Genomic DNA, 14,240 nt, shown 5'->3' on the forward strand with positions numbered 1-14,240 from the left:
GGGGTCCGGGCCCGCATTCGGGGGGCCGGGGCTGACCCGGCCACGGCCCCTTTTTCCGGGGGGGGCCGGCGCCGCCGCCCCCGGTGGCCGGGGCGGGGGGCCCCCCCCCGGGGCCCCCACGCTCACGGCTGTCACTGCTCCAGGTGCGCCATCGCGTCCGCGCCGCTCTCCGCGAAGAAGACCAGCTCGCTGAGCGGGAGCGGCAGGAAGCCCTCGTCCTCCATCCGCTGGAACTGCTGCTTCAGCCCGTCGTAGAAGCCCGCCGTGTTGAGCAGCACCACCGGCTTGATGTGCAGGCCGTGCTTCTTCAGCTCCAGGATCTCGGTGGCCTCGTCCAGCGTCCCTGTGCCGCCCACCATGACCACCACCGCGTCCGCCCGCGCAAGCAGCTGCGCCTTCCGCTCGGCGAGATCCTTGGCGATCACCATCTCGTCGGCGTTCTCCCTGGCCTTCGCGGACAGGAACTCCACCGATATCCCGACGAGCCGCCCGCCGCTCTCCTGCACCCCGTCCGCCATCACCTTCATCAACCCGACGTCCGACCCGCCCCACACGAGCGTGTGGCCACGCTTGCCGATCAGCTCGGCGAATTCGCGGGCGGGGGCGGTGTAGCGGTCGTCCAGGTCGGCGGCGGAACAGAAGACGCAGATATTCATGCCCGCCACTCTACGGTCAGGGTCCGACAGCGCCCCGGATCCGCGCCCGCGCGGGGTACGTACGCCCGCTTCAGGCGGCGAGCGCCGCCACGCGTGTCGGCGGCGGCCCGCCCCAGGCCAGCTCGAACCACACGGTCTTCCCGCCGAGCCCAAAGGGCTCCTCGCCCATGGCGCAGCCACCCCACCGGTCGGCGAGGACGTCGAGAATGAACAACCCCCGGCCGTTGTCCACCTCGACGGAAGGCTTGAACGGCTCGGGGAGCTCGGGATTGGTGTCGGTGACGCTGACCCGCAGCACGGGGTGCCTCCAGAGCAGCCGCACGGACGCGCAGTCGTCGGAGTAGCGGACGGAGTTGGTCGCCAGCTCGGAGGCGAGCAGCGAGGCCAGATCGACCAGTTCGCGCAGCCCGTGAGCGGTCAGTACGGCGCGCAGCGTGGCCCGGACGATGCCCGGGCCACGGGGGTCTCGGGGAAAGCGGAGTTCGTACTCCCAGGGCTCGGTGAACAGCAGCGGTGGTGGATGCGGGGTCACGTGGCACCTCCGGTGGGCGTTGTGTTCGCGGTCACAAGCTAGAGCACGTTGAGTAACTTGTGAGTCACTTAGACACGAACGAGTGAAACGAAACTCGGCTCAGTAGACCCTCACTTCGCCCCCTGCCAGACTGCCTGGACGGGCAGCGAGAGAGGACTCATGGCACCAAGAAGCGCCCCTACAGGCCGTCAGCGCCGCCTCGCCGTGGAGCTGCGGCGGATGCGCGAACAGGCTGGGGTTTCCATCCAACAGGCGGCCACGATGCTCGGCGCCGACCGAACGATGATCTCCAACGTCGAGGCCGCCCGCACGAGGCTGAGCGAAGAGCGCGTCCGCCAGCTCGCGTGCAATTACGGATGCGCGGACGAGCCGCTGACCAACGCGCTGGCCTCCATGACAGGCAGTCGTCGGAACCGGGACTGGTGGGTGGAGTACAGAGGTAAGCTGCCGGACGGCTTCCTGGACATCTCCGAGATCGAGCACCACGCCGCGCGCATCCGCACCGCGCAGACTGTGCACCTGCCAGGACTGCTCCAGACCGAGGAACACGCCCGGGCGCTCTTCGAGCTAGTGGTTCCGAAACTGCCGCGCCTGGAAGTCGAACTGCGTGTGGCACACCGCCTGGAACGTCAGAACATCCTGGGCCGGGAGCAGCCAACCCCCTACGTCGGCATCATTCACGAAGCCGCACTGCGCATGCAGTTCGGCGGCCGGGACGTGGCCCGGACACAGCTCGAATACCTGGCCGACGCAGCCGACCGCGACAACATCACGCTGCTCGTCATCCCGTTCAGCGCGGAAAGTTTCCACGGCGCCGGGCAGTCGATCCTGTACGCGGAAGGGCCCGTACGGCAGCTCGACACCGTGCAGTTGGACACGGCGTACGGTCCCTACTTCGCCGATGCGCCAACTCCGCTCGCCAACTATCGCGCCCTGCTGGACCTGATGGAAGACTCAGCGCTGCCACCCGACGAGTCTCAGAAGTTCATCCGGTCCATCGCCCGCGATATGTGAGAGGAGCCATCGGTGCACGAGTCCACCTGGCAGCGGTCATCGTTCTGCGGCGGCGGCGGCAACAACTGCATAGAGGTCGCTGTGAACGGCAGCCGCATAGCCATACGCGAGAGCTCCGAGCCCAGCGCCGTCCTGACCACCGACCGAACCGCGCTGCGCGCCTTCGTCCTCGGGGTGAAGAACGGGCGCTTCGACCCCCTGCTGGACCGCTGATAGCGGACCCGACGAGCCGGCCCACGCCGAACGGGCTACGGGGGGCTTATGACGGTGAGCATGCGGGCGAGCTCCCATGGCCGACGCCCCCAAGCGGTGAGCTTCCCTTCAAGAAGCGGTTTCCATATTCCTTGTCGGCCGATGAACACCAGCATGAGAGCGGAGGGGTCGGCAGAGATGTGGGCGTCGACATCACGTGCGCACCCCGCGTCGAGCGTCAGCGAACCGCGATCGAAGTTCATCGTTGCGCGTTCGCCACCACGCAGGCGCAGTTCGAAGCGGGCTCGGAAGGATCCGGCCTTTTCCTGGTTCAAGAAGGCAGTGGGCGGAAGAGCCCCGATAAGCGGAAGTACGGCGCCCTCGACCGCGAGCAGAGCGTGGTCACGCTGTATTGACCACGGCCGCCCAGTGGCTTTGGCGATGTCGTGGCCGTGGATCAGGCATTCCTCGAGCAGGTGACACGCCACCGCTGAAGGCGGCAGTCCGACACCTTGCAGCCATGTGACGGTGGCTGCTCGCGCACGCGACGCGACATCGTCGAACTCGTTTGCAAGCATGTCGATGCGGTCCGCGAGTACGGCCGGGTCCCGTTCGCCGTCTTCGGCCAGCATCTTCGCGTTGACCCCGGCCATTCCGGTCTTCGTCACCATCGCTTCCAGGATGGGTCTTCCGGCGACGGCATTGGTGTCGAAGTGAAAAACATGAGACAGGTGAGCCGCGACATCGCCCACCGTCCAAGTGCCGACCGACGCGGCGTTGGCGTCAGGGGCGCTCCGCACAAGTGCGACAAGGCGGGGGACAACGTCCCGCAGCGCCGCACGAGCCTGGGCCATCGCATCGGGTGCACCACCGCGCGTCGCAGCAGGGAGCATGTCAGCACCTTTCTGGGCATCAGAGTCCGGCCCTCGTCCGAGGCACGGGGTGTCCGTCATCGATTCCGTCCCGTGGCGGAGCGCAGGGCGCTGATCACGTCGCGACACACGAACGACCATGTCGGGTTGCCATGCAGCAGAAGCAGCGTCGGCGTTGACCCACGCGGGCCGTCCCGCGTCTGCCATGGCCACGCTCCTCTCGCCAGGATGCTGGATATTGTCAGGCGGACTTGAGAATGTAAAGTGCAGGAATGAGTCGAAGCTACGGCCAGTACTGCGGTCTCGCCCGGGCGCTCGATGTCGTGGGCGACCGGTGGAATCTGCTCATCGTCCGCGAGCTCCTTATCGCTCCCGCCCGCTACCGCGAGCTGCTCGATGGGCTCCCCGGCGTGGCCACGAACCTGCTCGCCGACCGTCTCCGCGACCTCGAGACCGCCGGAGTGGTCGAGCGGCGGCTGGCTGACGGCGGCAATGCCATCGTGTACGCCCTCACCCCATGGGGCGCCGAGCTCCGGGAGCCAGTCGAGAGCCTCATCCGCTGGTCCACGCCACTCATGGCGCGCGGGCCAGGCGGCGACCGCTTCCGCGCCGAATGGCTCGTCCTGGCTCTCTCAGCCCTCATCGGCGGCAGGGCGGCCGCAGGTAGGTCATCGACGGTCGGGATCCTCCCGGTCGACGACCGGCTGCTCCAGGTGCGTGCGACACGGTCGGGCACAGAGGTGAGCCTGCATGATGGTCGCGATCTCGATGCCGTCTTGCGCGCTGACGCCTCGATCGTTCTCGGGTTGGCAGCGGGTGCGCTCACCCTCGACGACACCCCTGGGCTCGTCGACATCGAAGGCGATGAAGCTGCCGTACGAGCCGTCTTCAACCCCCGACGCGCCTGAGGCGGAAGGTCCGTGCGCCGATGACCGCTCGCCGCATCACGCACCTCAACGGTGCAGGGCGGACACGGCCAGGCGATCGGGGCCCCTCGTATGCCGCGACTCACACCGATGAGTGACGGGCATCACCCAGATGACCCGGCAAAGTGACCTTCCAGCCCCATAAGCTGCCCAATGCAGTTACCGGAACAACTCAATCCGCTTCCCCCCACACGCGGCAGCGGTCACGACGACCGTTCACGCCTGACCAGATAGCCGGCCCGCCCCCGAGCGGGCCACCGGACCGCCCGGACAACCGTGGGCTGGGAGAGAACGTTGAGATCACGACGCATATGGGGAACGGCTGCCGCAGTGACAGTCGGTCTGGCGGGGGTGCTCGTCTTCGAAGGACTGGCCGACGGCTCGGCGGACACCGGAAGGGCAGCGACTTCCGGGCCGGTCAAGGCCGCTGTCCACCGCATCGCCTTGAAGCCCGGCGCGGACGGGGACGTGACGCTGGGAAATCGTTCCACCGAACCCTTCAGTCTGCTCGGAGTGAGCTGGACCAACCCCAGGGCCAAGGCGCCCAAGAAGGTCGAAGCGCGCACCCGTGACGCGAAGACCGGGGCGTGGTCGCAGTGGTTCACCGTGGGAAACAATGACGCCCGGGGGGATGTCCCAACGAAGGGCGAGCGGGGAGCGACCGAGCCCTACTGGGTCGGGCCTTCCAACGGCGTCCAGTTGCGCGTCCTGGCGGGCAGCAAGACCTCGGCCACCCTGCCGCACGGTCTGCGCCTCGATCTGGTGGACCCCGGAAAGGCCGCCACCGCCGACCCCGCCCCGGCCGCGTACACCCTCGATGATCCCAGCGCCTCCGCCTCCGCCTCGGACAGCGCGACACCGGCCGATACGCCTACCGGCACACCCACAGACGCGGCGACCGACACCCCCACCACGGCGACGGACTCCCCCTCACCGAGCGACACGCCGACCCAGGCCACGACCAGCGACACCCCGTCCGCCTCGCCGAGCGACTCGGCGACGACCTCACCCTCGCCGAGCGCCACCCCCACCAGCGGGCCGCCCTCCACCGTGCCCGAGCCGCCGATCGTCTCGCGTACCACATGGGGCGCCGACACCACGGGCATCACGCCGGAAGACCCTCCGACGTACAACACTGACGTCAAATCGGTCTTCGTCCACCACACGGACGGGACCAACGACTACAGCTGCGCAGACTCCGCCTCGATTGTGCGTGGCATTTACATCTACCACGTCAAGACCAACGGCTGGAATGACATCGGGTACAACTTCCTGGTCGACAAGTGCGGCACCATCTTCGAAGGCCGCGCAGGCGGCGTCGACATGCCGGTACTCGGCGCGCACACCTACGGCTGGAACCGCGAGAGCGCCGGCATCGCCGTCCTGGGCAATTACACCTCCACCGGCGCGTCCACGGACGCACTGACGTCGATCGCCCGGCTGGCCGGATGGAAGCTCGGCCAGTACGGCGCCGACCCCGCCGGCACCGTCCAGCTCACCGCTGGGGCGACCCAGAAGAACTACTTCGGCACCAGCTACACGGCCGACGCGAAGTACACCTTCAACCGGATCTCCGGACACCGCGACGGCTACAACACCGAGTGCCCCGGCAGCTCGCTGTACGCCCAACTGCCCACCATCCGCAGCTGGGCATCCGGCCCCGTCGCCGGTTTGAAGATCACCTCGGTATCCGGGGCCGGCCTGTACAACTCGGCCTACTACACCAAGTCCGGCATCACCGTTCACTGGTCGGCCACCACTCCCGCAGCCCTGATCAAGAGGTACGAGCTGCTGGTCGACGGCAAGGTCGTCGCCACCACCTCCGGTACCAGCACCTCCGCGTCGACCACCCTGGCGCTGGGCACCCACAAGGTCGCGGTACGGGCCGTGCACCAGTCGGGGAAGACGGCGACCACCGCCGCCACCACCGCCATCGCCGAGACCACCGCCCCGACCTTCACCACGGCGCCGAAGCTCACCCTGCGGACAGGCACGGTCAACACCACCGCGGTCCCGGTCCGCCTGGACTGGAAGGCAACCGACGACGCCGCTCTGCGGGAGGTCAAGCTGCTGTCCCCGACCACCGCGACGTTCGGCCCGACGACCACGACTTCCAACCGCACGGCCGCGTCCGGCACCGCCTCCACCTGGTCCATGCGCGCCTACGACTACGCGGGCAACTACCGCACCTCCTCGCCCTCCTACACGCCCGTCATCCTCCAGGAGTCCTCGGCGGTGAAGTCCGGTAGCTGGACGACCAGATCCTCCACCAGCTACCTGGGCGGCAAGTCGTACTCGAGCGGCAGCAAGGGCGCCAGCCTGACCTGGACCTTCACCGGCCGTTCCGCGGCCTGGACGGTCTCCCGGGCATCAACCTCCGGCCAGGCGTACGTCTATGTGGACGGCATCAAGACCGCCACCGTCGACCTGCGCTCCTCCTCGACGATGTACCGCAACGCCATCTGGACGAAGTCCTGGTCCACCAGTGCCAAGCACACCGTCAAGATCGTCGTCGTCGGCACCAGCGGACGCCCGACCGTCACCACCGACGGCCTGGTCTACATCAAGTAGCCCAGCCGCGCCCGGCCCGCGAGAGCGGGGCGCGGCCGATGGGGCGCGGCCGATGCTCGGCCGCGCCCCGCTCCGTTCAAGGAATCACGTTCACCCGCCGGTCGTCCCGCTGCAGAACTGCGACGGCTACGACCGAGCCTTCAGCTCACCCCGCGCGGGCCGCTGCCGGGACTGCAGACTCGTTTCTCAGTGGGCGAAGGGCGGCTCGAAGCAGCCGGTCTCCAAGTACGGGCCGTTCGTCCGCACCTGGTAGTTGGTCTTCTGTACGAAGGCCGTGACGCAGGCGTCGTCATGGACGCGCAGGCCGACCCGGGCGCCCTCGGGCGTCACGTAGTGGTCGGTCTCGTAGCGCGGTTCCATCCCTCTCACGCTGAGCGTCCCACCGAGCCGCTTGCCCCCGGCCCCGGTCCGCTCCTCCTCGTACCCGAGCTCCAGCATCGCCGCGCGCACGGTCTTGACGTCCCACTTCTTCTCTTTCCAGAGCCGCCTGAGCACGGGCTCGATGCGGGCGGCCTCCTTGCGCGCGTCCTCCGCGCTGTCGACGGACATCTCACCGGGGCGGCGGCCGGCGTTGTTCTCGTTGTAGTGCGGGGCGCCGTCGCCTGCTCCGGGCTCCACATAGGGGGAGGCTCCGGAGGAAGCCGGACTGGAACTCGGAGGCGGGGCCGGGAGCGAGGCCGGGGCGCCGGCCGCCGGGTCCGTGCCGCGCTGCTCTCCGCAGGCGGTCAGGGATATCGCGGCGCCCAGGAGGAGAGCGACTGCGGCGAAGTGTCTTCGCCGCTCACGCGTCGAGGTCAACATGGTCATGACTCTGCCACGAACTGGGTAGCGGCGTACTGGCTCGTGGCTGACCATCGGGGGATGCGTCCACTGAAGCACGGCTACACCAACCGCACCCTCGGCGACGGCGCCGTCGTGAAGAAGACCTACAAAGGTCCGGATGCCGAGCTCAGGCTCGACCGCGAGCGCACGCTGTTGGCCCGGCTCCGGGGACGGCTCCCCGTGCCACCCGTGCACGCGGCGGACGCCGGCACCCTCACGCTCGGCTTCATGACCGGCGCACCCGGCCAGGAACTGTTGGACGCCGGACACGCCGTGGAGGTCCTGGAGGCGTGCGGGGAGCTGCTGCGCCGTATCCATGGGGTGGGCGTCCGCGACGAGGGCAGGGTGTTGGTGCACGGCGACTACGGGCCCAACAACGTGCTGCTCGCCCCGGTCACCTTCCAGGTCACCGCCGTGGTCGACTGGGAGTTCGCCCACCTCGGGGAACCGGTCGAGGACCTGGCCTGGTGCGAGTGGATCGTACGGATGCACCACCCCGGGCACCGCCACGCCCTCGACGGCTTCTTCCGCGCCTATGGCGGGGATGCGGTGCCGCCGTGGCCGGTCCGCCGGGCCGCCATGGTGGCCAGATGCGAGTCCCTGCGGGAGTTCTGCCATCGCTGGGAGCCTAATGGCCCGGGTGTGTCGCTGTGGCGGGAGCGCGCCGTTGTGACGGCGGGTTGGCAGGAGTAGCCCGGGAGCGCGCGAACCGGGACGGCCGGCCGTCGCCACAGGTCTCACCGGCCTCCGGTCGGCAAAGGCCGGCCATCACCCGCCCAGGGGAACCCGTCGCGCGAGCAGCTTTCGGTGGCTGATCCGCCAGCCCTGGTCCACGCGCACAACGATGTCCTCATACGTCACGCTCCCGGTCGTGCCATCGGCGTAGACGCCGATTCCCTTGGAGCACGCGCGCACGCGGCCGTCGGTCTGCTCGCTCAGGACGGTGTTCGTGACATGGTGTCCGACCGGGTTCAACTCGCCCAGAGCGCGCCCGGCCTCGGCGCACGCCTCTACTCCCTTCAGGACTTCCTGCCCGAAATCCGTGACGTCGTAGACGACGTCCGTGGTGAACACCTCGTCCAGGCGGTCGAGTTCTCCGCTGTCGCAGAGATGCCCGTGCAGCGCGATCAGCTCGGTGATGGCGCAGCGGTCTTCGCAGGTAAGAGTCATGGGCGATCCTTTGCGAGCCGATGTGGGGAGCTCCCCGTTTCACTGCGCGATACCGTAAGCGGGGACATCCCCATATCGCAACCAGAGAGCATGGGAGCACGGCAATGACGCATCCGGATCCGCCGATGGCCCCGCGACCGCGACCGCGCAGGGCAGACGCGGCAAGGAGCGTCCAGTCGCTGCTCGCCGCGGCGAAGGCGCTCTTCGACGCGCACGGCCCCGACATCGCGCTGGACGAGGTGGCGCGCCGGGCGGGTGTCGGCAACGCGACGCTCTATCGCCATTTCCCCACCCGTCAGGACCTGATCGTCGCGGTGTACGCGGATGAGGTGACGTTCCTCTGTGAGCAGGGCGCCGACCTGCTGGAATCCGAGTCGGCGGCTGAGGCGCTGTTCACCTGGCTGGACAGCTTCGTCGTCCACGTCGCCACGAAACGCGCCTTGGCGTTGGCCGGGACCGCGGACAGCGCCCAGCGGCGCACCACGTTGTTCGACCACTGGCACACGTCCATGCGCTCGACCGCGCAGAAGCTGCTCGCGAGAGCCCAACGCGACGGGGCCGTTGATACGGACCTGACGGTGGACGACATGCTCGCGCTGACGAACGCGGCGGCTCTTGCCGGCAGTAGCGCGGATCACGCACGGCAGCTGCTGCGCGTCCAGTGGCGCGGCTTCGCGGGCGCCCAAACGGGGGCGCCGTCGCCCGCTCCGGGCTCCACGTAGGGCGAGGCGCCGGAGGAAGCCGGGCCGGAGCTCGTGGGCGGGTTCGGGGCGATGGCCCCCGGGTCCGTGCCGCGCTGCTCACCGCAGGCGGTCAAGGATATGGCGGCGCCCAGGAGGAGAGCGACCGCGGCGAGGTGTCTTCGCCGCTCACGCGTCGAGGAGCCGTCGTGCGGAAGACCTACGAAGGTCCGGACGCCGAGCTCGGGCTCGACCGTGAGCGCACGCTGTTGACCCGGCTCCGGGGCCGGCTCCCCGTGCCACCCGGACACGCCGTGGAGGTGCTGGAGGCCTGCGGGGAACTGCTGCGGCGCGTCCATGAGGTGGGCGCCCGCGACGAGGGCAAGGTGTTGGTGCACGGCGACTACGGGCCCAACAACGTACTGCTCGACCCCGTCACCTTCCAGGTCACCGCCGCGGTCGACTGGGACCCGAAGACCGATCGGTCACCCGCCCAGGGGAACTCGTCGCCTACTGGCTATCGTCGGGCATCTGAGCGAGCTGCGCACCATTGCCGCAGGTCACGATGAACGTCCACGAAAGAGAGGAACCCCGGCCGACGCGCGGCTGGGGTTCCTCAAGGCGGTGAGTATCGGTCAGCAGGTGAAGTTGCCCACGCCGTAAACCGCTCGTCCACGCGTCGGCGGACCGCACCACATAGCGATCACCGTGGGCTGGTCAGCGTTGCAGGGTCAGCACGCCCGGCCGCCAGGGCAGCTCGTTGTAGGGCATGCCCGGGGTGACGGCGGCGGGGGACAGGCCCTGGTAGAGGAACTGCAGGTTGCAGGGGTCGATGGTCTTGGTCTGGTCGGGGTTGGTGCGGACCAGGTCACCGTGGCTGATGTCGTTGGTCCAGGTGGCACCGCTGTTGGCCTTGCCTGCGAAGGGGTTGGACTCGGTGGCGGCCTGCGGGGTCCACGGACCGTTCAGGCTGGAGGCGGTGAACGAGCGGAAGAAGCGCCCGTTGGCACCCATTGCCTCGACGATCATGAGGTACTGGTTCTGGCCCTGGACCTTGTAGACCTCCGGTGCCTCGAACAGATTGGCCGTCGTGTCGGTCATGATCGTCTTGTACGAGGAGCCGAAGCTGCCCGGGAAGTCCCCGATCGGCATGCTCGCCTGGTAGATGTTGCCGTTGTCGCCGGCGAAGAACATGTACATGGTCTTGTCGTCGGCGATCAGGGTCTGGTCGAGCGGGCCGCCGTTGGGAATGCCGCCGGTGAACAGCGGCTGCGGGGAGGACCAGCCGTTGGGGTTGGTGGGGTCGCTGGAGGTGCGGTAGATGAAGGGCGAGGCACCCCACTGGGAGGCCAGCACCCAGATGTTCTTGGGCGCGAAGTAGATCAGCGTGGGCGCCACCGCGGCCTGGCTCATCCCGGTCTGGCCGGTCGACGCCATGTCCGACCAGTTCGTGAAGGGACTGAACGCCATCGAGCCGTACGACGTCCCCCCTGACACGTTCGAGCCGTAGACCAGGTGCTTGCCGTTGTACACCACGTTGGTGAAGTCCTTCAGCGAGTTCCACCCGTTCGCCGGCTGCGCCAACGAGCCCGTCGAGGACCACCGGTACGTCGACGGAAGGGAACACGTGCCGCCCCCTCCGGACAGGCCGGTCCACTTCTGGTTGCTGGTGCCGCTGCACGGCCAGAGCTGCACCGCCGTGCCGTTGGCCGTAGCGCCGCCCGACACGTCCAGGCACAGCCCGGACTCCACGGCGACGATCGTGCCGTCGGAGTTCACCCGCCACTGCTGGTTCGTACCGCCGTTACAGGCCCAGATCACCGGCCGGGTACCGGCCGTGTTGGCGTGGCCCGGGACGTCCAGGCACTTGTTGCCGTACACCGTAAGCTGGTTACTGTCCGTCAGCGCCCACTGCTGATTGACCCCGCCGATGCAGTCCCAGATCTGCACGTTTGTGCCCTCGGCCTGGCTGGCACCCGGCACATCGAGACACCGGCCGGAACCGGCACCGCGCAAGGCGCCGCTGACGGCCGCCTGAGCCGGACTGGCGACGAGCATCGCCGCTAACGAGATCAGGGCCGTAACCGTAGCGGCGAGCACCACGGACATACGTCTGCGGCTGAAACTCAATCTGCGCATGGGGACCTCATGCTTCCTTGAGTGAGCGGGTTTCCGGTCGCCCCCGTCAGAGGCCGTCCGGACTGTCGATGTGGTGCGATGCGCGGCGGTTCGTGGGTACCGGGACGCAGACCGGGGCACGCGCGGGACGCTGCGGATGCGGATTCCCGGCGGCCACCGTCGTACCCGTTCAGTGCTGGTGCTCAGCCATCCGTGCTCTCAGGGCGCCGGCGATACGGACTGCGGACCTGGTGCCGGCCGCCCTCGTACGTCCTCAAAAATGCGATACTTTTCGAAGGAAAGTTTCTCGTGATGCACCAGAAACATAAATTGCATCAGGTGGCACTACGCCGTCAAGACCGCGGAGCCTGATCGGGCGCGCCCGGCAGCCCAGTTGCCCCGATTTTCACGGCACGGCACCGCAGCCGGGGGCAACGCGGCAGAGCGCACGCAACCTTCTGGCTGGGGAATCCCCAACCGTCCGGCGCCCGCATAAGCGTGGGGCACGGGCGCCATCGGCGTCAGCGCGCCGACGTGGTCCGATCCGCCCGATCCGTCGTCGCGATCGTCGCCGATCCCACGACCCGCGCCCCGTCGTACAGCACGATCGCCTGCCCCGGCGCCACGCCGCGGACCGGCTCGGCGAAGGTCACGCGCAGTTCGCCGTCGACGGCTTCCGCCGTCACCTCGGTCTCGCTGCCGTGGGCGCGCAGTTGGGCGGTGTAGGTGGCGGGGCCGGTGGGCGGGGTGCCGCACCAGCGGGGGGTGATGGCGGTGAGGGACGCGATATCGAGGGCATCGACGGGGCCGACGGTGACGGTGTTGTTCACCGGCGAAATGTCCAGGACGTAGCGCGGCTTGCCGTCGGGGGCGGGGTGGCCGATGCGCAGGCCCTTGCGCTGGCCGATGGTGAAGCCGTACGCGCCCTCGTGGGTGCCGAGCTTGCGGCCGTCCTCGTCGACGATGTCGCCCTCGGCCGTGCCGAGGTGCTTGGCCAGGAAGCCCTGGGTGTCACCATCCGCGATGAAGCAGATGTCGTGGCTGTCGGGCTTCTTGGCGACGGCCAGGCCGCGCCGCTCGGCCTCGGCGCGGATCTCGTCCTTGGTGGTGAGGGTGTCGCCGAGCGGGAACATGGCGTGGGCCAGCTGGCGCTCGTCGAGGACGCCGAGGACATACGACTGGTCCTTGGCCATATCGGAGGCCCGGTGCAGCTCACGGGTGCCGTCCTCGCGGTGGACGACCGTGGCGTAATGGCCGGTGCAGACGGCGTCGAAACCGAGGGCCAGCGCCTTGTCGAGGAGCGCCGCGAACTTGATCTTCTCGTTGCAGCGCAGGCAGGGGTTGGGGGTGCGCCCCGCCTCGTACTCGGCGATGAAGTTGTCCACCACGTCCTCGCGGAAGCGCTCGGCGAGGTCCCATACGTAGAAGGGGATGCCGATGACGTCCGCGGCCCGGCGGGCGTCGCGCGAGTCCTCGATGGTGCAGCAGCCGCGGGCGCCGGTGCGGAAGGACTGCGGGTTGGCGGAGAGGGCGAGGTGGACGCCGGTCACGTCGTGGCCCGCTTCGGCCGCCCGCGCCGCCGCGACCGCGGAGTCCACGCCGCCGGACATGGCGGCGAGTACGCGCAGACGACGACCGTCGCGGGGGCCTGTGGGCGCACCGGGGAAGTCATTCATAACCCCTCCAGGGTAGGCCCTGGGGTTGGGCGGTCGACTCCCCGGCCGATCGTTACGGAGGGCGGCGGGGGGTAGCGGAGAGTAGTGGAGCGGTCAGCGGACGCTTGCGCCTTCCAGGATGCGCTGTGCCAGGTCCAGGGCCTGGTCCACGTCCTTGGCCAGATAGATCAGGTCCACGAAGGCGTGGTCCACGCCCGCCTCCGCCTCCGCCCGGGCCAGCACCGTCGTAATGTCCCGGACCGTGGCCTCGGACGAAGGGTTGACCCGCAGGATCGCGTCCAGCGCGGCGGGGTCCCGGCCCTCGCGCTCGGCCGCCTCCCGGATGGTGGTCATGGGACCGATGACGGCGGCTTGGGCGTCGAACGGTGCGGGCGGGACGACGATCGGCAGCCAGCCGTCGGCGCGGCGGGCCACCCGGCGCAGGGCGGTGGGGGCCCAGCCTCCCAGGTAGACGGGCGGGTGGGGACGGGTGGCCGGCTTGAGATCGATGTACGAGGCGGGCACGGTCCAGTGTTCGCCGCGGTATTCGACGGGGTTGGTGGTCCACCAGGCGGTCAGGGCGTCGAGGATTTCGTCGAGGCGGCGGCCGCGCTCGGCCATCGGGATGTTCACGGCCTCGTACTCCTCCGGGGACCAGCCGGTGCCGAGCCCGACCAGCAGCCGCCCCCGGCTCATCGCGTCGATGGTGGTGAGCGAGCGGGCCAGCACGGCCGGCGGGTACCAGGGGGCGTTGATGACGTTGCTGCCCAGCTGGACCCGCTCGGTGACGGCGGCGGCCGTGGCCAGCGTGGCGAAGGGGTCCAGGGCGGTGCGGAATTCCGGCGGGATCGTATCGGCGCCCGCGTATCCGACGGTCGGATCGACCGGGTCGAGCAGCCGGTCGCCGACCCACAGGCTCGCCGCGCCAAGTTCCTCGGCCTGCCGCGCGAACCGCGCCACCTCCTCCGGGCGGTGCGCCAGAGCGCCGAACTGGGGCAGCGAGAACCCAATGCGCATGTTGTTCACTCCTCG

General features: G+C 69.1%; 15 protein-coding genes. 7 read left to right on the plus strand and 8 right to left on the minus strand.

The window, feature by feature from the left end; all coding sequences use genetic code 11:
* Positions 1-131: 131 nt before the first annotated feature.
* Positions 132-656 carry a TIGR00730 family Rossman fold protein gene (locus tag ACFV2X_RS13930; protein WP_385615604.1) on the minus strand — a complete coding sequence of 175 codons (525 nt, stop codon included), beginning with the start codon at positions 654-656 and terminating at the stop codon, positions 132-134.
* Positions 657-726: 70 nt separating this feature from the next.
* Complete coding sequence (locus ACFV2X_RS13935; protein ID WP_385615607.1) at positions 727-1,188, minus strand: ATP-binding protein; 462 nt, start codon at positions 1,186-1,188, stop codon at positions 727-729.
* Positions 1,189-1,347: 159 nt separating this feature from the next.
* Here ACFV2X_RS13935 and ACFV2X_RS13940 point away from each other — a divergent pair, with 159 nt between their 5' ends.
* Both ACFV2X_RS13940 and ACFV2X_RS13945 read left to right on the plus strand, forming a co-directional pair.
* The gene (locus tag ACFV2X_RS13940) at positions 1,348-2,202 is read left to right on the plus strand and encodes a helix-turn-helix transcriptional regulator (protein WP_385615609.1); all 855 of its coding nucleotides are present in this window, start codon (positions 1,348-1,350) and stop codon (positions 2,200-2,202) included.
* Positions 2,203-2,214: 12 nt separating this feature from the next.
* Positions 2,215-2,415 (plus strand): DUF397 domain-containing protein, encoded by a 201-nt coding sequence (locus tag ACFV2X_RS13945; protein ID WP_385615612.1) that lies wholly within the window; start codon positions 2,215-2,217, stop codon positions 2,413-2,415.
* Positions 2,416-2,450: 35 nt separating this feature from the next.
* Here the strand turns inward: ACFV2X_RS13945 and ACFV2X_RS13950 are convergent, their stop codons facing one another.
* Positions 2,451-3,287 carry a maleylpyruvate isomerase N-terminal domain-containing protein gene (locus ACFV2X_RS13950; RefSeq protein ID WP_385615615.1) on the minus strand — a complete coding sequence of 279 codons (837 nt, stop codon included), beginning with the start codon at positions 3,285-3,287 and terminating at the stop codon, positions 2,451-2,453.
* A 251-nt stretch (positions 3,288-3,538) separates the two neighbouring features.
* Between ACFV2X_RS13950 and ACFV2X_RS13955 the strand changes: the two genes are divergently transcribed.
* Both ACFV2X_RS13955 and ACFV2X_RS13960 read left to right on the plus strand, forming a co-directional pair.
* Positions 3,539-4,174 carry a winged helix-turn-helix transcriptional regulator gene (locus tag ACFV2X_RS13955; RefSeq protein WP_385615617.1) on the plus strand — a complete coding sequence of 212 codons (636 nt, stop codon included), beginning with the start codon at positions 3,539-3,541 and terminating at the stop codon, positions 4,172-4,174.
* Positions 4,175-4,522: 348 nt separating this feature from the next.
* Positions 4,523-6,763: an N-acetylmuramoyl-L-alanine amidase gene (locus tag ACFV2X_RS13960; RefSeq protein WP_385615620.1), complete on the plus strand. Its 2,241-nt coding sequence runs from the start codon at positions 4,523-4,525 to the stop codon at positions 6,761-6,763.
* A 186-nt stretch (positions 6,764-6,949) separates the two neighbouring features.
* Here the strand turns inward: ACFV2X_RS13960 and ACFV2X_RS13965 are convergent, their stop codons facing one another.
* On the minus strand, positions 6,950-7,564 hold the full coding sequence (locus ACFV2X_RS13965; RefSeq protein ID WP_385615622.1) for a hypothetical protein: 615 nt from the start codon (positions 7,562-7,564) through the stop codon (positions 6,950-6,952).
* 60 nt (positions 7,565-7,624) lie between these two features.
* On the opposite strand from ACFV2X_RS13965, the gene ACFV2X_RS13970 reads away from it, so the two are divergent.
* Positions 7,625-8,278: a phosphotransferase family protein gene (locus ACFV2X_RS13970; protein WP_385615625.1), complete on the plus strand. Its 654-nt coding sequence runs from the start codon at positions 7,625-7,627 to the stop codon at positions 8,276-8,278.
* A gap of 75 nt (positions 8,279-8,353) precedes the next feature.
* Here ACFV2X_RS13970 and ACFV2X_RS13975 read toward each other — a convergent pair whose 3' ends face one another.
* Positions 8,354-8,755 carry a nuclear transport factor 2 family protein gene (locus ACFV2X_RS13975; RefSeq protein WP_385615628.1) on the minus strand — a complete coding sequence of 134 codons (402 nt, stop codon included), beginning with the start codon at positions 8,753-8,755 and terminating at the stop codon, positions 8,354-8,356.
* Between the two features lie 104 nt (positions 8,756-8,859).
* Between ACFV2X_RS13975 and ACFV2X_RS13980 the strand changes: the two genes are divergently transcribed.
* Both ACFV2X_RS13980 and ACFV2X_RS13985 read left to right on the plus strand, forming a co-directional pair.
* Positions 8,860-9,477 (plus strand): TetR/AcrR family transcriptional regulator, encoded by a 618-nt coding sequence (locus ACFV2X_RS13980; RefSeq protein WP_385615631.1) that lies wholly within the window; start codon positions 8,860-8,862, stop codon positions 9,475-9,477.
* A 167-nt stretch (positions 9,478-9,644) separates the two neighbouring features.
* The gene (locus ACFV2X_RS13985; protein WP_385615633.1) at positions 9,645-10,004 is read left to right on the plus strand and encodes a hypothetical protein; all 360 of its coding nucleotides are present in this window, start codon (positions 9,645-9,647) and stop codon (positions 10,002-10,004) included.
* Between the two features lie 148 nt (positions 10,005-10,152).
* Here ACFV2X_RS13985 and ACFV2X_RS13990 read toward each other — a convergent pair whose 3' ends face one another.
* From ACFV2X_RS13990 to ACFV2X_RS14000, 3 genes are all read right to left on the minus strand, one after another.
* Positions 10,153-11,574, minus strand: a complete 1,422-nt coding sequence (locus tag ACFV2X_RS13990; RefSeq protein WP_385615636.1) for a non-reducing end alpha-L-arabinofuranosidase family hydrolase — start codon at positions 11,572-11,574, stop codon at positions 10,153-10,155.
* Between the two features lie 500 nt (positions 11,575-12,074).
* A complete protein-coding gene (gene mnmA, locus ACFV2X_RS13995) occupies positions 12,075-13,229 on the minus strand; it encodes a tRNA 2-thiouridine(34) synthase MnmA (RefSeq protein WP_385615639.1) in 1,155 nt (384 codons plus the stop codon).
* A gap of 93 nt (positions 13,230-13,322) precedes the next feature.
* Positions 13,323-14,225 (minus strand): TIGR03619 family F420-dependent LLM class oxidoreductase, encoded by a 903-nt coding sequence (locus ACFV2X_RS14000; RefSeq protein WP_385615642.1) that lies wholly within the window; start codon positions 14,223-14,225, stop codon positions 13,323-13,325.
* Between the last annotated feature and the right edge of the window lie 15 nt (positions 14,226-14,240).

The sequence above is a fragment of the Streptomyces sp. NPDC059679 genome, assembly GCF_042734105.1.
Taxonomy (GTDB): domain Bacteria; phylum Actinomycetota; class Actinomycetes; order Streptomycetales; family Streptomycetaceae; genus Streptomyces.